This window comes from Lutibacter aestuarii (assembly GCF_042676885.1).
GTDB classification, from domain to species: Bacteria; Bacteroidota; Bacteroidia; order Flavobacteriales; family Flavobacteriaceae; genus Lutibacter; species Lutibacter aestuarii.
In genome coordinates this window covers 24849-43393 of record NZ_JBHTIC010000018.1, presented here as the reverse complement: position 1 = coordinate 43393, position 18545 = coordinate 24849, and the positions used below count along the sequence as shown (strand labels likewise).

Annotated in this window: 18 protein-coding genes and 1 tRNA gene; all 19 read left to right on the top strand. The window is 31.3% G+C overall.

Annotated elements, in window-relative coordinates; all coding sequences use genetic code 11:
* The 19 genes from ACFQZW_RS11815 to ACFQZW_RS11725 all read left to right on the top strand — a co-directional run bounded on the left by ACFQZW_RS11815 (position 1) and on the right by ACFQZW_RS11725 (position 18521).
* On the top strand, positions 1–1011 hold the full coding sequence (locus ACFQZW_RS11815) for an RnfABCDGE type electron transport complex subunit D (protein ID WP_298265592.1): 1011 nt from the start codon (positions 1–3) through the stop codon (positions 1009–1011).
* Positions 1012–1013: 2 nt separating this feature from the next.
* Entirely contained in the window at positions 1014–1610 is a 597-nt protein-coding gene (locus ACFQZW_RS11810; RefSeq protein ID WP_298288709.1) for an RnfABCDGE type electron transport complex subunit G, read from the top strand.
* Positions 1611–1615: 5 nt separating this feature from the next.
* Positions 1616–2221 carry an RnfABCDGE type electron transport complex subunit E gene (locus ACFQZW_RS11805; protein WP_298265596.1) on the top strand — a complete coding sequence of 202 codons (606 nt, stop codon included), beginning with the start codon at positions 1616–1618 and terminating at the stop codon, positions 2219–2221.
* Between the two features lie 2 nt (positions 2222–2223).
* A complete protein-coding gene (locus ACFQZW_RS11800) occupies positions 2224–2799 on the top strand; it encodes an electron transport complex protein RnfA (protein ID WP_298265598.1) in 576 nt (191 codons plus the stop codon).
* Between the two features lie 98 nt (positions 2800–2897).
* Positions 2898–3482: a 30S ribosomal protein S16 gene (locus ACFQZW_RS11795; RefSeq protein WP_298288713.1), complete on the top strand. Its 585-nt coding sequence runs from the start codon at positions 2898–2900 to the stop codon at positions 3480–3482.
* A gap of 17 nt (positions 3483–3499) precedes the next feature.
* A complete protein-coding gene (rimM, locus tag ACFQZW_RS11790; protein WP_298265602.1) occupies positions 3500–4030 on the top strand; it encodes a ribosome maturation factor RimM in 531 nt (176 codons plus the stop codon).
* A gap of 5 nt (positions 4031–4035) precedes the next feature.
* Positions 4036–4123, top strand: a tRNA-Ser gene (locus ACFQZW_RS11785).
* 335 nt (positions 4124–4458) lie between these two features.
* Entirely contained in the window at positions 4459–5727 is a 1269-nt protein-coding gene (locus tag ACFQZW_RS11780) for a site-specific integrase (protein ID WP_090119991.1), read from the top strand.
* Positions 5728–5783: 56 nt separating this feature from the next.
* A complete protein-coding gene (locus tag ACFQZW_RS11775; RefSeq protein ID WP_090119993.1) occupies positions 5784–6629 on the top strand; it encodes an RteC domain-containing protein in 846 nt (281 codons plus the stop codon).
* 366 nt (positions 6630–6995) lie between these two features.
* Complete coding sequence (locus ACFQZW_RS11770) at positions 6996–7274, top strand: helix-turn-helix domain-containing protein (protein WP_090119995.1); 279 nt, start codon at positions 6996–6998, stop codon at positions 7272–7274.
* Between the two features lie 47 nt (positions 7275–7321).
* Positions 7322–7993 carry a hypothetical protein gene (locus ACFQZW_RS11765; RefSeq protein WP_090119998.1) on the top strand — a complete coding sequence of 224 codons (672 nt, stop codon included), beginning with the start codon at positions 7322–7324 and terminating at the stop codon, positions 7991–7993.
* 53 nt (positions 7994–8046) lie between these two features.
* Complete coding sequence (locus ACFQZW_RS11760; RefSeq protein ID WP_298265610.1) at positions 8047–8721, top strand: ATPase; 675 nt, start codon at positions 8047–8049, stop codon at positions 8719–8721.
* Positions 8722–9020: 299 nt separating this feature from the next.
* A complete protein-coding gene (locus ACFQZW_RS11755; RefSeq protein WP_298265612.1) occupies positions 9021–9332 on the top strand; it encodes a DUF6660 family protein in 312 nt (103 codons plus the stop codon).
* 123 nt (positions 9333–9455) lie between these two features.
* Positions 9456–13790 (top strand): CusA/CzcA family heavy metal efflux RND transporter, encoded by a 4335-nt coding sequence (locus ACFQZW_RS11750; protein ID WP_386783208.1) that lies wholly within the window; start codon positions 9456–9458, stop codon positions 13788–13790.
* A gap of 4 nt (positions 13791–13794) precedes the next feature.
* A complete protein-coding gene (locus tag ACFQZW_RS11745; RefSeq protein WP_090120007.1) occupies positions 13795–14994 on the top strand; it encodes an efflux RND transporter periplasmic adaptor subunit in 1200 nt (399 codons plus the stop codon).
* A gap of 3 nt (positions 14995–14997) precedes the next feature.
* Complete coding sequence (locus tag ACFQZW_RS11740) at positions 14998–15414, top strand: Fur family transcriptional regulator (RefSeq protein ID WP_090120009.1); 417 nt, start codon at positions 14998–15000, stop codon at positions 15412–15414.
* Positions 15415–15474: 60 nt separating this feature from the next.
* On the top strand, positions 15475–16059 hold the full coding sequence (locus ACFQZW_RS11735; RefSeq protein ID WP_090120011.1) for a methyltransferase family protein: 585 nt from the start codon (positions 15475–15477) through the stop codon (positions 16057–16059).
* A gap of 29 nt (positions 16060–16088) precedes the next feature.
* Complete coding sequence (locus tag ACFQZW_RS11730; protein ID WP_386783204.1) at positions 16089–18044, top strand: heavy metal translocating P-type ATPase; 1956 nt, start codon at positions 16089–16091, stop codon at positions 18042–18044.
* A gap of 60 nt (positions 18045–18104) precedes the next feature.
* Positions 18105–18521 carry an HYC_CC_PP family protein gene (locus ACFQZW_RS11725; protein WP_090120016.1) on the top strand — a complete coding sequence of 139 codons (417 nt, stop codon included), beginning with the start codon at positions 18105–18107 and terminating at the stop codon, positions 18519–18521.
* Positions 18522–18545 lie beyond the last annotated feature (24 nt).

The window sequence follows — 18545 nt, the reverse complement described above, 5'->3', positions numbered from 1 at the left end:
ATGAGTACACAACCAATTATTATATCGGCTTCACCTCATGTGCATTCAGATAGAACTTCAAAAAAATTAATGTACGATGTTGTGATTGCTTTAATTCCAGCATTTTTAGTTTCGTTATATGTGTTTGGAATTCGTGCTTTTATTGTTACAGCAGTAGCCATAATTTCTTGTTTATTATTTGAGTATTTAATTCAAAAATATTTAATGAAGACTAAAGTTACTATTGGTGATGGTTCAGCTTTGTTAACAGGAATTTTATTGGCTTTTAACTTACCTTCAGGGCTTCCAATTTGGATGATAGTTATAGGTAGTTTAGTGGCAATTGGAATTGCAAAATTGTCTTTTGGAGGGCTAGGGTTTAACATTTTTAATCCAGCTTTGGTTGGGCGCGTATTTTTATTGGTTTCATTTCCAGTACAAATGACAATGTGGCCTACTGCAGTTGAAAATAATACGACTATTGCAGATGCTGTTACAGGGGCAACTCCTTTAGGGGTGATTAAAGAAGGGTTGATGTTTGGAGATACCATGTCAACCATTGCAACAAAAATCCCTTCAACAGTTGAGTTATTTTTAGGGTTAACAGGTGGTTCAATTGGTGAAATGTCTGCATTAGCATTGTTGATAGGAGGAGTGTACTTAATTGTTAGAAAAGTTATTACTTGGCATATTCCAATAACTATGTTGGTGACTATGGCAGTAATGACTGGTATTTTTTGGATGGTAAATCCTGAACAATACGCAAACCCCTTAATTCATATTTTATCAGGTGGAGCATTGCTAGGAGCATTTTTTATGGCAACAGATTTAGTTACTAGTCCTGTGACCAAAAAAGGAATGATAGTTTTTGCTATTGGTATTGCAGTTATAACTGTTGTAATTAGATTGTTTGGTGCTTATCCTGAGGGTGTTTCATTTGCAATTTTAATTATGAATGCTTTTGTGCCTTTAATTAATACCTATTTTAAACCTAGACGATTTGGTTCAAAAATTAAATCTAAAATTGTGTAATCATGAGTAAAAAGAAAGATACATTTTTAAATATGGTAGTATCCTTATTTGTAATTACCATAGTTGCAGGGTTTTCTTTGGGTTTTGTGAACGACTTAACAGTGGGGCCTAAAGCTAAAGCTAAGATTGAAAAAAAGGTGAATGCATTAAAACTAGTACTACCAACATTCGATAACAATCCGGTTGATGATATTCTATTGGTACAATCTGAATTAGCAAAAGATAGCATTGAAATGTATCCTGCATTTTATGAAAATAAATTTGTAGGAGCAGCTGTAATTGGTTCAACTGAAAAAGGGTTTAGTGGATTGATAAAAATTATGGTCGGTTTTAATGAAGGAGGAAACATTAAAAATATTGAAGTTTTAGAGCAAAAGGAAACTCCAGGCTTAGGTACCAAAATGAAAGATGAAAAGTTTTTGGCTCAATTTAGAGAAAAAAATCCTTCAAACTTTAATATAAAAGTAACCAAAGATGGTGGAGAAATTGATGCCTTAACAGGGGCTACAATTACTTCGCGTGCTTTTGGCGAAGCAGTTCAAATGGCTTATGATGAATTTGTTGACAATAAGGATTCATTAAAAAAATCAAAAAAATAAGAGTTATGGCTGAAAAAATGAATCAAACTCAAAATTTCTTAAAAGGAATTGTAAAGGAAAATCCAGTTTTTGTAATGCTCTTAGGAATGTGTCCAACATTAGGGGTTACCTCATCTGCGTTTAATGGTTTAGGAATGGGTGTTGCTACGTTATTTGTATTACTAATGTCTAATATTGTTGTTTCATTAGTAAAATCACAAATACCAAGTAAAGTTCGTATCCCAGCATTTATAATAATTATAGCTTCATTTGTAACTATTGTTGAAATGGTGTTAGAAGCATTTATACCATTTTTATATGAACAATTAGGAATTTTTATTCCATTAATTGTGGTAAACTGCTTAATATTAGGGAGAGCAGAGGCATTTGCTTCAAAAAATAACTTAATGTCTTCCATATTAGATGCATTAGGAATGGGATTAGGTTTTGTAATTGCATTGACAATGTTAGGTGCTGTGCGCGAAATTTTAGGAAGTGGGAGTTTATTTGAACTAAAATTTGTTTCTGAAAACGCCAACACTTTTATTTTGTTTATTCTGCCTCCTGGAGCATTTATAGCCCTGGCATATTTAACAGTTTTATTCAATAAAATTTCAATCAAAACTTCATAAAAATGGATTATATTATTATACTTATTGCAGCTGTTTTTGTAAATAACATTGTATTATCACAGTTTTTAGGAATTTGCCCTTTTCTTGGAGTTTCTAATAAAGTTTCAACATCTGTAGGGATGTCGGGTGCTGTATTGTTTGTAATGACCATAGCAACTATGGCAACTTACTTACTACATCAATATATTTTAGTCCCTGCTGGGTTAGACTATTTAAGAACCATTACATTTATACTAGTAATTGCAGCATTGGTGCAAATGGTTGAAATTATTTTGAAAAAAGTAAGTCCACCTTTATACCAAGCATTAGGTGTGTTTTTACCTTTAATTACCACAAACTGTGCTGTTTTAGGTGTAGCAATTTTAGCTTTAGGGTTAGAAGGTGGAAGTTTATTAAAAGCAGTATTTTTTGCAGTAGCAAATTCAATAGGTTTTGCATTAGCATTAATTGTATTTGCAAGTATTAGAGAGTATTTAGAATTGGCAAACATTCCTAAAGGAATGAAAGGTGTTCCAATAAATTTATTAGTAGCAGGATTATTATCGTTAGCTTTTTTAGGATTTACAGGTTTAGTTTAAAATATACTGAACGATAGCGTGTTATTTAAAAATATCTAACTATATTTGCAAACTCAAAATTAATAACCAAGGTCGAGAACCTTAAAAATTAAAACAAAATGCCAGTAAAAATTAGATTACAAAGACACGGTAAAAAAGGAAAACCATTTTATTGGATTGTAGCTGCAGATGCACGCTCAAAAAGAGATGGTAAATACTTAGAAAAAATTGGGACTTATAATCCTAATACAAATCCAGCTTCTATTGATTTAGATGTAGATGGTGCCGTAAAATGGTTGCAAAATGGTGCACAACCAACTGACACAGCAAAAGCAATTTTATCTTATAAAGGAGCAATGCTTAAAAATCACTTAGCAGGTGGTGTTAGAAAGGGAGCTTTAACAGAAGAGCAAGCAGAAGAAAAATTCCAAGCTTGGTTAGATGAAAAAACTGCTAAAATCAATGCTAAAAAAGAAGGCTTAACTAAAGCTGAAGCTGATGCGAAAGCAAAAGCATTAGCTGCTGAAGCTAAAATTAACGAAGAACGTGCTGCTGCTGCTAAAGAAGTAGAAGAAGCTGCAATTAAAGCTGAGGCAGATGCAAAAGCCGCTGCTAAAGCTGCAGAAGAAGTTGTTGAGGAGCAGGCTCCAGAAACAATTGATGATGCTCAAGCTGCTGCATCTGAAGAAGGAAAAGCAGAGTAACTAGTTATTTATCGATAATGCGTAAAGAAGATTGTTTTTATTTAGGCAAAATCGTAAGAAAACATAGTTTTAAAGGTGAAGTTGTTGTCAAACTAGACACTGACGAACCTGAATTGTATCAAAATTTGGAATCAGTATTTGTTGCTTTAGGCAATAATCTGGTTCCTTTTTTTATAGAAGAAAGTCTACTTCAAAAAGGAAATCAATTACGTATTAGGTTTGAAGATGTTGCTAATGAAGATGATGCGGACGCTATTATAGGTTCAGAATTATATTTGCCTTTAGAATTTCTTCCTAAGTTAAAAGGAAATAAATTCTACTTCCACGAAATTATAGGTTTTGATATAGAAGATGTTAATTATGGTTATGTTGGAGTTGTAAAAGGAGTAAATGATAGTTCTGCACAACCATTGTTTGAAATTAACTCGAATGGAGTAGATGTGTTTATTCCAATGATTGACAACTTTATTAAAAAAGTGGATAGAGAAAACAACAAGATTATTGTTGAAACTCCAGAAGGTTTAATAGATTTGTATTTAAACCAATAAAAAATAGAGAGGTGGCCGAGTGGTCGAAGGCGCACGCCTGGAAAGTGTGTATACTCCAAAAGGGTATCGAGGGTTCGAATCCCTTCCTCTCTGCGAAAATGAACACAAATTGAATCAAAACACAGCAAACCATAGGTTTTACGGGGTTTTGAATTTTAGGAGTTAACAGATATATTGATTTAAATTCATTAAATAAGTCAACAAATCGGTCAACAAATAAAAAAAGTAAATTTGTTGACCGAATTATTGCTGTAGATACTGTAAATACTGATAAAATGTATTTTTAAAAACGGTGAAACAGTACATAATTTAATGAGAATAAGGTAGGATTTGGTCAACAAATCTTATACATTTGTTACTAGGGCCAATATCCATAGTTGATTTGACTTTCGTCTTTAAAAAAAGTTAAACTTAAAAAGACGACAACTATGAAAACCCAAAACACTTTTTCAATCCTAATTTGGATTAATGCTTCACGTGCCAAAAATAACGAAGCGGATTTATTCGCAAGAATTACGGTTAATCAGAAACGAGTTAATATTAGCCTAAAAAGAAAAGTTCTTTTAGAATCTTGGGATAAATCTAAATCCAAAATTAAAGGAAACAGTCAAGAGGCTAGAGTTATCAATAATTATATTGACCAAACACAAGCTTCAATTTTCAAAGCATACCAGGAATTAGTTAATGAAAGAAAATTAATAACAGCTGAAGCTATTAAAGCTCGATTTTTAGGAACCGACCAACAATATTATTCGCTTCAAAATATTATTGATTATCATAATACTAATTTTGCTCACAAGTTAAATAAAGCCACACTTGGCCTTTATAAAACTACCCAGAGTTATTTAATGGAGTTCGTACTGAAAGAATACAAAACTTCAGATATTTACTTGAGAGACCTAAATTATTCATTTGTTGTGCAATTTGACAATTTCTTAAGAGGCTATAAACTTTCAAGAAATAAGAAAAGAATAGGTAATAATACCATCATAAAACACATTCAACGCTTAAGAAAAATGGTAACTATGGCCTTTCATATGGAATGGATAGAAAGAGACCCATTTGTTAAATATAAACCTTCATTTATTAAAAAGGAACGTGAGTTTTTATCAAAAGAAGAACTTGAAAGTATTGAAAACTATAGCACAGATATTGAACGTTTAGATTTAGTAAAGGATCTTTTTATTTTTAGCAGCTACACAGGTATTGCATATGTTGATATTATGAAGCTTAAAAAAGACAATGTGGTTTTTGGGATTGATGGTAATAAATGGATAATTACCAAAAGACAAAAAACAAATACACCAGTGAAAATACCAATACTAGACCAAGCTCAATACTTAATTGATAAATACAGAAATAATGAAAGAGCAGCTCTAAATGGTACCGTTTTTCCTGCGTTATCAAATCAAAAATTAAATAGTTATTTAAAAGAAATAGCAGATGCTTGTAAGATTAAAAAGAACCTAACATTTCATATGGCGCGCCATACATTTGCAACTACAGTAACGCTAACAAATGGCGTTCCAATTGAAACCGTTTCTAAAATTTTAGGACACACAAAAATTGCTACAACTCAAATTTATGCTAGAGTAATTGAAAGAAAAGTAAGTGATGATATGAATGCTTTAAAAGTGTTATTAAATACCAAATCAGAGCAAGGTTCAGAAGTAGTTCAGAAGAAATCTAACAGCTAACTAATTTATAGGTTTTTTTATTATTTTTAAATGCTTAAAAAAATTGAAAAACCTATATGAAAAAAACTACTATTGCCTTTAATCGGTATAAAAAATCTATTGTATTAATTGAAAAATCTAATTTAAAAGATCTAACAATTTTAAAACAAGGTATTGTACTTTCAAGAACGTGTCTAAATGAATTTAGCACACTTGTAAGGACTAAAAAATTCCCTTCAAAAAAAGAAGAAATAACATTTTTTAAATATCAAAAACCGTATGTAGAAGGGAGACTCCAGTACTTTAAATGGTTACATAATTATTTACTTGAAAAACCAATTTCTGGTAACTCAAAACAACAGAAGTACATTAGCAATGAACTTGATAGGTTAGATAGCAGAAAATGGAAACAGTTGGAATTTGTAAAGTATTATAGGTTAAAAGAAGATAAACTAGACCACCTTTATTTTTTAAGAGATATCGAACAATTAGATTTATTTATCGATAGCTCGCATCACTTTAAAGATCCGGAATTTACAACCAGTCACGATTACCTTGTATCAAAAATTATTGCACACGATTTATTAATTGCATTTTTTTCTAACGAGTTGAAAATACTTAAAAACAAGAAATCAAATGATGTAGTTATCGAAGAGGTTAAACCAGCCATTTTAAGAGATCTAAATTGGACAGGAACTAAAACGGATTTAGTTGAATTAATTTTCGCTTTAAAAGAGTCAGGTGTTTTAAGAAATGGAAGAGCAGAACTAAAAAAAATTAAAAATGTAATTGAACTACTTTTTGAAATTGAATTAGGTAATATTTATAAAGTTTTTGAGCAAATTAAAGCTAGAGAGAAAGATCAAACAAAATTTATAGATTCTTTAAAAATTGGACTCATTAATAGAATTGAATCTAATTAAAGTATTGTTGTTAAATTACTGTTTTAGTGTTGGTTATGGTTTTTATATGTTCTATAATAAATAGGACTACCTAACGACTACCTAAAATTGAAAAAAAGAGATGATTTTTTATTAAAAAATCATCTCTTTTTATTTATAAACATACCTTTTTATTGAAATTGAATCCAGTGTGATTATAAATTCTAACTTTTTTTAAAATGCAAAGTTTTTAAACTCTTGTCATTCAGTAAGTTAAAATTTTTAAAATGTTAAATTTTTTAGGTACTACCTAATGACTACCTAAAGATTCTCAATAAAACTTTTAAGCTTTGTAGCACGAAAGTCAAATCGCTATAAACAATTATTAATTTAAAAAATACTTAATCAATGCCAACACAAATTATAACAACTGATGATTTAAGAGAGTTTAAAATTGAACTATTAGATGACATTAAAAGTTTACTTCAAAAAACGACTGCTGCACCTCAAAAAAAATATTTAAAATCAGCAGAATTAATGAAAATATTGAAAGTAAGTCCGGGAACACTTCAAACTTTAAGAATTAACGGAACACTACCGTACACAAAAATTGGAGGGATCATTTTCTACGATGCAGAAGAAATTGAAAACGTAATGAAAGAAAACAGTATTCATAACAAATTTTAAGAATAACGTCATTCTGAACCTGTTCAGAATCTTACTATTTAGAGCCTATGAATTACATAAAACATCTCAACGGTATCTTTCATCAATTTTCAAAAGATACTCGTTTAAATCCAACACATATTAGCCTATATATTGCTTTATTTCAGATTTGGAATTACAATCGATTTCCAGATGAATTTTATATAAATCGAGAAGAAGTTATGAAGTTTTCTAAAATCGGTTCTAACACAACATATCATCGTTGTATTAAAGAGTTAAGTCATTGGAAATACATTATTTATAGTCCTTCTCACAATCCGTTTAAAGGCAGTAAAGTGAAGTTGTTTAATTTCAGTACAAGTGATAAGCAAGATTTGTATTTAGACTCTACCATAAATGAACAAGCGCTAGTATCTAATATAAACATTAATAAACATACTATAAACATAAATAAACCTCTCTCTCTAAAAAAGGTTTTCAATTTTTTTAAAAAAAAGGATTGGTCAGAAAAAGAAGCAGAAAAATTTTTCAATTACTACGAATCTGTAGGATGGAAAAAAGGAAACAATCCAATTGAAAATTGGCAAGCTGCAGCAGAGAGTTGGATGTTAAAAATAGACGAATTTACTATTTCAAAACAAAAAGAATCAAAAACAAATCAAAACACAGATTTACCACTTGACCATTTTCAAGACAACCTCCACACCAACCAAAACAAAAACTATAACGAACCTTTATAAGATTCTGTCATTTCTGCGTAGGCAGGAATCTCATCATTTGGAAAATAAAAACTATGAAACCACAACCACACATAAAAATCGAAGGAATATCAAAATTCCAAATAGGAGAAATAAGAAACAACACAGTCCATTACGATTTTGAAAAAATAAAAACCTACCTCAACATCAAAGGTCACATACTATTCGGTAAAAATTTCAAAATCTACAATGAAGACGAACCTCTACTTTTCAAACTATGCAATTACTTTATCCAGGATCATTATAGTTGTGCACAAATGGGAATAGACACCAATAAAGGATTATTACTATCTGGCCCAGTAGGTTGTGGAAAAACATCACTAATGAAATTACTTTTACATCTAGCGCCACACAAAACTAATTACGAACTCATTCCCTCCAGGAATATTGTTTTCAATTTCAATGCAAAAGGTTATGCTGTTTTTGAAAAATACAATCAAACTCAAAACTATTGTTTCGATGATTTAGGAGTAGAACCAACAGGTAGCCACTACGCAAAAGAGTGCAATGTATTAGGTGAAATCTTGCTCTCTCGTTACGATTTATTTATGCGTAATCCTGAACGCAGTCAGAAGGTGTTAACCCACATAACCACGAACCTCAACGCGCAAGAAATTGAAAAACGTTACGGAAACAGGGTGAGAAGCAGAATGAGAACAATGTTTAATTTAATTAGCTTTGATGAAAACTCAATTGATAAAAGAAAATAACTTTTTATTCGTCACCCTGAACTTGGTTCAGGGTCCCACCAATTATATTAGGTTGTTTGTTGTGGAATGAAAAAACAAAACCCACTTCAAGAGAAGTGGGTTAAAAAAAATTGCTATGAAAAAGATTAGGCCTATGAAAACCTAAGACTCAAATATAGTATTATCTTCCTAAAAATAAAAAAAAACATTTTTCTATTTTGTAGTATTAAACAAAATCAAACTACCTTAAAAAGTAGTTAATATAATGCGTTAACTTATTTGCAATGCCATTGCATTAAATAATTTATATATTTGCTACAATGAAATTCATAGCATTCATATTTTCAATTTATATTCTCGCACTTAATTTTGCACCTTGTGTAGATAATAGTGAAATTGATGATAATGTTAAAACAGAAATTTCACAAACTAATGGTGACGAGCATCAACATCAAGATTCAGATTTATGCTCCCCTTTTTGTATGTGTCATTGTTGTCATATTAATGTAATACAGTTTCAATTCACTTATACAAAACTTGATGTAAATAATTATTATACTCAAAATTTCTTCTACCTAAACGGTTTAGAAACAAATTATTCTACTTCTATTTTACAGCCTCCAAGGGCATAATTCAGTTTTATCTAGGATAATTATATCCAATTTTGAACCTTTAAAGGTTCTTTTCAACTCGAGTAATTCTAATTTTATTAGAAGAATTGAATCAAAAAGTTTAACTGAATTAACACCTTTTCTATGATTAATAAAATCATTGATTTTTCAATCAATAACAAATTTATAATTGGTTTGCTTACGCTTACCATTATTGGAGCAGGTATATGGAGTATGACCCAAGTACCCATCGATGCTGTTCCAGATATTACCAATAACCAAGTACAGGTTATTACACAAGCCCCAAATTTAGGTACAGAAGATATTGAACAAATTGTAACCTACCCAATTGAAGTCGCAATGAGCAACCTTCCAAATGTACAGGAAATTAGATCTATTTCTCGTTTTGGTTTATCGGTTGTTACTATTGTGTTCGACGATGATATGGGAACATATTTACCTCGACAATTAGTAGCAGAAAAACTAAACGAAGTTAAAGAACAAATTCCTGCAGGTTTTGGTGAACCATCAATGGGACCTATTTCAACTGGATTAGGAGAGATTTACCAGTATACATTAAAAGTAGCACCAGAGTTTAAAGACAAATATAGTATTGCAGACCTACGTTCTATGCAAGATTGGATTGTACAGCGACAAATGGCTATGGTAGAAGGTGTGGTTGAAGTAAATGCCATTGGTGGTAAAATTAAACAATACGAAGTGGCTGTTGATCCAAACGATTTAAACGCTATTGGTTTAACTATTACAGATGTATTTAATGCACTTGAAGCTAACAATCAAAATACAGGTGGTGCTTACATTGAAAAAAACCATCAAGCAAATTTTATTCGTGGAGAAGGCTTGGTGCGTAGTTTAGAAGACATTAAAAAAATAACAGTCAAAAACGTTAATAATATTCCAGTAACTATTGGTGATATTGCGACAGTTCAATTTGGTGCTGCAATTCGCTATGGTGCATTAACACAAGATGGAGAAGGTGAAGTTGTTGGTGGTTTAGTAATGATGCTTAAAGGCGCTAATTCCAATAATGTTATCAACAATGTAAAAGAACGAATGGCTCAAATAGAAAAGTCATTACCTGAAGGAATCATCATTCAGCCATTATTAGATCGAAGTAAATTAATTGGCGAAACAACATCTACAGTGTCAAACAACCTTGTTGAAGGAGCTTTAATTGTAATATTTGTACTTATTTTCTTATTAGGTAATTGGCGAGGTGGTTTAATAGTAGCTTCAACAATTCCATTATCATTATTATTTGCATTTATATTGATGAATGTATTTGATGTTTGGGCAAATTTAATGAGTTTGGGAGCTATTGATTTCGGGATTATTGTAGATGGTGCTGTAATTATTGTGGAGAGTACAGTATTCTTAATTACATCCCAAATATTAAAAAAGAAGAGTCTTACAGCAAAAGAACGTGACAAAGTAGCTTCTAATGCTTCTAAAAAGATGATGAATGCTGCATTTTTTGGTCAGCTCATTATTCTTATTGTTTTTCTTCCAATTTTGGCTTTACAAGGTATTGAGGGAAAAATGTTCAAACCAATGGCTATGACTTTCATTTTCGCTATGATTGGAGCGATGGTGCTTTGTCTTACCTATGTGCCAATGATGTCTGCACTAGTGTTAAGAGCTCCGAAAAACAATAAAAAATCTTATGGAGATAAATTTGTACAATGGGTAGAAGACAAATACCAACCTTTATTGGAAAGAGCATTACAAAAAGGAAAGTGGATTATAGGTAGTGCAGTTGTGCTATTCGCAATTGCAGTTTTTATATTTACAAAAATGGGTGGTGAGTTCATTCCGCAGCTTGATGAAGGTGATATTGCATTTCACGCCATATTAAAACCAGGAAGTTCACTTACAGAAACCATTGAAACAACTACAAAAATAGAGCAAATTGTAAAAGCTAAATTTCCGGAAGTTGAAAAAATAGTCAGTCGTATTGGTGTAGCTGAAATTCCAACAGACCCAATGCCAATGGATTTAGCAGATGTTTTTGTAATTCTAAAGCCTAAAAGTGAGTGGACCACAACAACTTCAAAAGATGAATTGATAGAGATGATGAAAGAAGCTGTTGAAATAGTTCCAGGTGTTAATTATGAGTTTACCCAGCCTATTGAAATGCGTTTTAATGAATTACTTGAAGGTGTGCGAGAAGATATTGCCATAAAACTCTATGGTGAAGATATTGACATTCTATCTCAAAAAGCAGAAGAAATATCTAAAATTATTGCAGGTACTGAAGGTATTGGAGATATGAAAGCGGAAGCCACAACAGGTTTACCACAAATGACTATTAATTACAATAGAAATAAATTAGCACAATACGGACTTCATATAAATACCTTAAATCAAACAGTACAATCAGCATTTGCAGGTGGTGTAGCAGGTGTTATTTTTGAAGGTGAAAAACGTTTTGATTTAGTAGTTCGTTTAAATTCTCAAAACCGAAAAGATATTTCAGATGTCCAAAACTTGTACATCAACCTACCTTCGGGAACTCAAATTCCACTGCGTGAAATAGCTGATGTAAGTTATAAAGCAGGACCAATGCAAATTAGTAGAGATAACACAAACAGAAGAACTTATGTGGGTGTAAATGTGAGAGGTCGCGATGTAAAATCATTAGTAAATGAAATAAAATCAAAATTAGATGCACAATTAGAATTACCATCTGGTTATTTCATTCGTTATGGTGGTGCTTTTGAGAATTTGGAACGTGCAAGTAACCGATTACAAACGGTTGTACCTATTGCACTATTACTAATATTTGTGTTAATTTATTTTGCATTGAAATCATTGCCACAAACTTTAATGATTTACATAGCTATTCCTATGGCAACCATTGGTGGTGTAGTAGCTTTATGGTTACGTGATATGCCATTTAGTATTTCAGCAGGTGTTGGTTTCATAGTACTATTTGGGGTTGCAGTTTTAAATGGATTGGTAATGGTTAGTGGTTTGAATGAATTAAAAGAAGAGGGTGTTACCAATCTTAAAGATAGAATTATTGAAGGTACAAAACGAAGAATCAGACCAATTATGCTAACAGCTTTTACAGATGTATTAGGCTTTTTACCTATGGCGATTTCGGCATCTGCCGGAGCAGAAGTTCAACGCCCACTAGCAACTGTTGTTATTGGTGGTTTATTAACTTCTACATTACTAACCTTATTCGTTTTACCAATTTTATACCATTGGGTAGAAAACAAATCGTTTAAATTTATTCCGAATAAAAAGTTGGTTACAGCAACAGCAGTTTTGCTTTTAATGTTTGGTTTTTCTGAACAAAGTAAAGCACAACAGATAAACAATACACTTCCTGAAATAACCTTAATGGATGCGGTAAAACTATCTAAAAGGAATTACCCATTGTTAAAGCAAAAACAGTTAGAAATCACAAAACAGGAACAATTAAAAGCTACTGCTTATGATTTAGGTACAACTGAAGTCTTTACAGGTGGTGAAGAAATTAATGGAGATGAAGGAGTCTACACAACCATTGGAATAGGCCAATCCGATATAAATATTTTTGGTGTTGGTTCAAAGAGGAAGTTACAAAAACAACGAGTACAATTAGCACAAAAAGCTTATCAACTTTCTGTATTAGAATTAGAATTAGAAGTTAAAAAGGCCTGGTCAAAATGTTATCAAATGAAGAGAAACTATAATCTTTATATGGAATTGGATTCCATTTATTCCAATTTCGAACAAGCTGTTGCGTTAAATTATGAAGTAGAAGCGATTTCAAGATTAGAATATTCAGCAGCTAAAAACCAAGCTTTTCAAATTCAAAATAAAAAAATGCAAGCATATAGTGATTATCTAATCGCTCTACAGCAATTAAATTTATGGTTGGTTTCAGATGAAATTTTTACTGTTTCTGATGAATTTGATTCTGCAATAGATTTAAACATTGAAAAGTTCAATATTGAAAACCATCCGTTGTACAGTATGTCGCAGAACATTGTAGATGAAGCAGCAGCCAATTATAAAGTTGCAAAAGCTAATAATTTACCAAAATTCAATCTTCAAGGTGGTTTACAAAAAGTAGAAGGAATTTCTGGGTTTTACAGTTATCAAGCAGGTATTTCCATTCCGTTTTTGTCTGGTACTAACAAAGCACAAATTAGAAGTACCAAAATTGATAAAGAGATAGCCGAAGCCAATGTCCTATTCAAAAAGCAAGAAGTACAATCAAAATTTGTTCAGGCTAAAGAAAATTATATCAAATGGAAAAACTCTTGGGAATTTTACAAAAACCAGGTATTGCCATTAACAAAGGAACAAAAAACAGGTGCTTTACTGGCGTACAAAGAAGGCGAAATAGAATACACTAGCTTCACACAATTAATAAAAGAAGCCATTCAATCCGAGCTAGATGCACAAACAGCTTTAATAAACTATTTAGAAAGCACATTTCAACTACAATATTTTAATCAATAAGAAAATGAAAAATAAATTATATAAAATCCTAACTGTTATAGTGTTATCCATTACTGTTTTTGCTTGCGGAAACAAAGAAAGTCATAGTGACAATGATGGTCATTCACATAGTGAAAAACCAAAAAATGAAGAAGAACACGGTGAGAACGAAGAAGTAATGCTTTCGCAGCAGCAGTATAATGCATTAAAAATGAAGATTGACACACTTTCATTACGAAATATGAGTGGAAATGTAGAGGCTAATGGTACATTAGAAGTACCCCCACAAAACGAAGCAGCAATAACTTCAGTTATTGGTGCAAATGTAGTATCTATAAAAGTAATTGAAGGTAATAAAGTTAATAAAGGCCAAGTTATGGCTTATCTATCACACCCTAATATTATAAAACTGCAGACTGATTATTTGAATGCTTTTAGCAATAGTAATTTTTTAAAGAAAAACTATGAGCGTCAACAAAAATTATATGATGCAGGTGTTGGTTCTGGTGCAAATTTTCAAAAAGCAGAAGCCGAGTATGAAGCATCAAAAGCTATGGTAAATGGATTGGAAGCTCAATTAAGAATATTAAATATCAATACAATATCGGTAAGAAATGGTACAATTGCACAAAGTATATCATTACGTAGTCCTATAGAAGGGTTTGTACAAAAGGTTGAGGTGAAAATTGGGCAATATGTAGAGCCGCAAACAGAATTATTCGAAATTGTTAATACGCTTCACGTCCACGCAGATTTGATGGTGTTTGAAAAAGATGCCTATAAAGTAAAAAAAGGTCAAAAAGTGACATTTACAGTGCAGTCTATACCAAATACAGAACTTACAGCTGAAATCTTTTCAATAAGTAAAACATTTGAAGACAACCCAAAAGCTGTACACGTTCACGCTGAAATTGAAAATAAAAGAGATAACTTAATTCCTGGTATGTACATTCAAGGTAAAATTCAGGTAAATAAAACTAAAACAAAAGCATTACCTGAAAGTGCAATTATAAAAGATGGAGATAGGTTTTATGCATTTTCAGTAGAAAAAGAAAATGACGACTGGAGTTTTAAGCCTGTTGAAGTGCTTTTAGGTGCAAAAGATGGCAATTGGATTGCAGTTCAATTTACTGAAGAATTAGATAAAACCACAAAATTTGCTTATAATAATGCTTATTACCTGATTGCTGAAATGAAAAAAGGCGAAGCAGAACACGAACATTAAATAATGAAAACAATAGAGGAATTATTAGAATCTAAAAATATACGTGTTACAGCAATGCGATTACTTATCTATAAGTTTCTTGTAGAAAAGGATGTTGCTGTAACATTAAGTGATATCGAAAATGCTTTTGAAAAGTCAGATAGAACTACATTATACAGAACTATTAAAACATTTGAAGAAAAAGGAATCGTACATCAAATAGATGATGGTACAGGTATTACAAAGTATGCATTATGTGAAAAAGGATGTAATTGTGAAATTGAAAATGATTTACACTTACATTTCCATTGTAACAATTGCAATGAAACAGTATGCCTTACAGCTCATAAAATTCCTCAAATTAAAGTGCCTGATGGTTTTGTTGCAGAAAATGTAAACTTGGTGGTAAAAGGGATTTGTGATAAATGTAGCGGTCATTAATGCACTTCCATTGCATTTGTTTTTTCAGCATATTTGCTTTGAATATGCAATTATAATTTGATGATTTTATTTATTTACTTACTAATATATTTTCTGCTAGTTTTTGTAATAAGGTCAGTTTCACTCTTTATAAAAACTAGAGTAAACCCTTTAACTTTTAACAAAACAGATGATGCACACGGTTATAATGGTAAAGTATTTACTTTGATCTCTTTTTTAGAGCTAATTATTGTAAGTATTTATGCTTTTAAATTTGATTGGTACAAATATTTACTCCCTTTTTGGTATTTAGAAAGTGTTACTTTATTAAAAACAGGCTGGGGACTCTTAATTCTTTCGCTAATTGTAGTATGGATTGCTCAATCTAATATGGCCAATTCTTGGAGAATTGGAATAGATGAAAAAAACAAGACATCGTTAGTTACCAAAGGATTGTTTTCGATTTCAAGAAACCCCATTTTCCTTGGGATTATGATTGCAAATATTGGATTGTTTTTAGTGATTCCAAACGCTTTTACATTAGTAATAATCGCATTATCAACAACAAGTATAAATACCCAAATTAGATTAGAAGAAGCATTCTTAAAACAAGAATTTGGAAATGATTATTTAGAGTATGCAAAAAAAGTAAGACGTTGGATATAAATATTTAATTTGAAGAATTTAGAATAATAATGAAAAAAAAGAAAGTCAATTTAAGAGATTTAAAGCCAAAATCTACAAAGCAGCATAGTCACAATGATGGTCATAACCACGGCATTGTAAATAGTGCTACTTTCAAAATTTATTTCCCTGCAATCGTAAGCTTTTTAATGCTTATGATCGGAATAGCTTTAGATTATTTTAATGTAGCTTTTTTCAAAGATTGGTTACGTATAAATTGGTATGGAATTGCATACTTGCCTGTTGGATTTCCCGTGGTTAAAGAAGGTTGGAAAAGCATTAAAAAAGGAGATGTATTTACAGAGTTCTTTTTAATGTCTATTGCTACAATTGGAGCATTTGTTATTGGTGAATATCCTGAAGGAGTAGCAGTAATGCTATTTTATGCAGTTGGAGAATTATTCCAAGGAGCTGCTGTTAAAAGAGCCAAAGGAAATATCAAAGCATTATTAGATGTCAGACCAAAAGAAGCTAACGTTTTTCGGAATGGTGATTATACAAGTGTTTCACCAGAAGACGTAAATATTGGCGAAAAAATTCAAATTCGTGTTGGCGAAAAAATTCCTTTAGATGGTATTTTACTATCAGTAAAGGCCTCATTAAATACCGCAGCTTTAACAGGTGAAAGTAAACCAGATACGATTACAAAAAACGCAAAAGTATATGCAGGTAGTATCAATTTAGAAAGTGTGATAGAAGTTGAGGTAACAAACAAGTTTGAAGATAGTTCAATTGCCAGAATATTAGATTTAGTTCAAAATGCTACAGCACGTAAATCGAAAACAGAATTGTTCATTAGACAATTTGCACGTATCTATACACCAATTGTAGTGTATTTAGCAATTGCTGTTACATTTCTACCTTATTTTTTTGTAGAGGAATATATTTTTAGAGATTGGTTATACAGAGCATTAATTTTCTTGGTAATTTCTTGCCCTTGTGCTTTGGTAATATCTATCCCATTGGGTTATTTCGGAGGTTTAGGTGCAGCTTCAAAAAATGGAATATTATTTAAAGGTGCTTCATTTTTAGATGCTATGACCAAAATAAATACATTGGTAATGGATAAAACAGGAACTGTTACCAAAGGTGTTTTCAAAATTAAGGAAATAAAGACTGTTGGCTGGGAAGAATCTGAATTTATGAAATTCCTAATGGCTATGGAAGGACAATCCACACACCCTATTGCAAAAGCCATAATGAAGTATAAAGAAGTTGGAAAAGATTTTAAAGCAGTAGAAGTATCTGAAGTTGCAGGAAAAGGATTAAAAGGCATTGTGAATGGTAAAATAGTTTTAGTTGGAAATAAAGCCTTAATGCATACAAATAACATTGATGTTCCAACTGAAACTGAAGCTATTGTAGAATCCATTGTTTTGGCAGCTATCGATAATAAATTCGCAGGTTATGTTGTAATTGCAGATGAATTAAAAGAAGATGCTAAAGAAACAATTACAGCATTGCATAAAGTAGGTATTAAAAATATAATGATACTTTCAGGTGATAAAGATTCTATTACCCAACAAATAGCAAATGAATTAAATATTGAAAAGGCCAGAGGTGGTTTATTGCCAGAAGATAAATTAAATGAAGTTGAAACTTTAAAGAGAAATCCTGAAAATAAAATAGCTTTTATTGGTGATGGTATTAACGATGCACCAGTTTTAGCAGCAAGTGATGTAGGTATTGCTATGGGTGGTTTGGGAAGTGATGTTGCTATTGAAACAGCAGATGTTATTATTCAAACCGACCAACCTTCAAAAGTGGTAAAAGCCATTAAAATAAGTCGTTCTACTCGTAAAATTGTATGGCAGAATATCATATTAGCTTTTGGTGTTAAAGCTATTGTTTTAATTCTAGGAGCAGGTGGTTTAGCAACAATGTGGGAAGCTGTATTTGCAGATGTAGGTGTAGCTTTATTAGCTATTTTAAATGCGGTTAGATTGCAACGAATGAAATGGAGTTAAGCGTTAAACTCCTGTTAAATTTATTTAGAATCATTATAATTTGTTACCTTTGTTACCAATATGAAACAAATTTTCCATAAAATAATGTCAATATTAATGGCTTTTGTAGTGTTATGCTCTACAATGTCATTTACTATTAATACGCATTATTGTGGAGATAAATTGGTTGATTCAGCTATATTTTCAAAAGCAGAAACTTGCGGAATGGAAATGGAATTAGCAACTTCAACTAATGAATGTTCTGTATCAAAGAAAAATTGTTGTAGTGATGAATTTGAAAAAATTGAGGGTCAAAATGAATTACAATCTTCAATAGATACTATTTCTTTTGAGCAACAAGTATTCATTACTTCATTTATTTATACGTACGTAAATCTTTTCGAAAGTATAGATAGCGAGGTATCTTTATATGATGAAGATCAATCCCCTCTCGTCTGCAGGAAAATCTACAAACTAGACGAAACATATTTAATCTGATTTTAAAACAATTGACTGTTTTAT

Excerpts from the sequence above, each read along its gene's own strand:
- ACFQZW_RS11775 (WP_090119993.1), top strand. The coding sequence starts at position 5,784 with ATGAAAAAAACTACTATTGCCTTTAATCGGTATAAAAAATCTATTGTA.
- ACFQZW_RS11810 (WP_298288709.1), top strand. The coding sequence starts at position 1,014 with ATGAGTAAAAAGAAAGATACATTTTTAAATATGGTAGTATCCTTATTT.
- rimM (WP_298265602.1), top strand. The coding sequence starts at position 3,500 with ATGCGTAAAGAAGATTGTTTTTATTTAGGCAAAATCGTAAGAAAACAT.
- ACFQZW_RS11745 (WP_090120007.1), top strand. The coding sequence starts at position 13,795 with ATGAAAAATAAATTATATAAAATCCTAACTGTTATAGTGTTATCCATT.
- ACFQZW_RS11805 (WP_298265596.1), top strand. The coding sequence starts at position 1,616 with ATGGCTGAAAAAATGAATCAAACTCAAAATTTCTTAAAAGGAATTGTA.
- ACFQZW_RS11725 (WP_090120016.1), top strand. The coding sequence starts at position 18,105 with ATGAAACAAATTTTCCATAAAATAATGTCAATATTAATGGCTTTTGTA.
- ACFQZW_RS11765 (WP_090119998.1), top strand. The coding sequence starts at position 7,322 with ATGAATTACATAAAACATCTCAACGGTATCTTTCATCAATTTTCAAAA.
- ACFQZW_RS11795 (WP_298288713.1), top strand. The coding sequence starts at position 2,898 with ATGCCAGTAAAAATTAGATTACAAAGACACGGTAAAAAAGGAAAACCA.
- ACFQZW_RS11800 (WP_298265598.1), top strand. The coding sequence starts at position 2,224 with ATGGATTATATTATTATACTTATTGCAGCTGTTTTTGTAAATAACATT.
- ACFQZW_RS11815 (WP_298265592.1), top strand. The coding sequence starts at position 1 with ATGAGTACACAACCAATTATTATATCGGCTTCACCTCATGTGCATTCA.
- ACFQZW_RS11760 (WP_298265610.1), top strand. The coding sequence starts at position 8,047 with ATGAAACCACAACCACACATAAAAATCGAAGGAATATCAAAATTCCAA.
- ACFQZW_RS11770 (WP_090119995.1), top strand. The coding sequence starts at position 6,996 with ATGCCAACACAAATTATAACAACTGATGATTTAAGAGAGTTTAAAATT.
- ACFQZW_RS11740 (WP_090120009.1), top strand. The coding sequence starts at position 14,998 with ATGAAAACAATAGAGGAATTATTAGAATCTAAAAATATACGTGTTACA.
- ACFQZW_RS11730 (WP_386783204.1), top strand. The coding sequence starts at position 16,089 with ATGAAAAAAAAGAAAGTCAATTTAAGAGATTTAAAGCCAAAATCTACA.
- ACFQZW_RS11735 (WP_090120011.1), top strand. The coding sequence starts at position 15,475 with ATGATTTTATTTATTTACTTACTAATATATTTTCTGCTAGTTTTTGTA.
- ACFQZW_RS11750 (WP_386783208.1), top strand. The coding sequence starts at position 9,456 with ATGATTAATAAAATCATTGATTTTTCAATCAATAACAAATTTATAATT.
- ACFQZW_RS11780 (WP_090119991.1), top strand. The coding sequence starts at position 4,459 with ATGAAAACCCAAAACACTTTTTCAATCCTAATTTGGATTAATGCTTCA.
- ACFQZW_RS11755 (WP_298265612.1), top strand. The coding sequence starts at position 9,021 with ATGAAATTCATAGCATTCATATTTTCAATTTATATTCTCGCACTTAAT.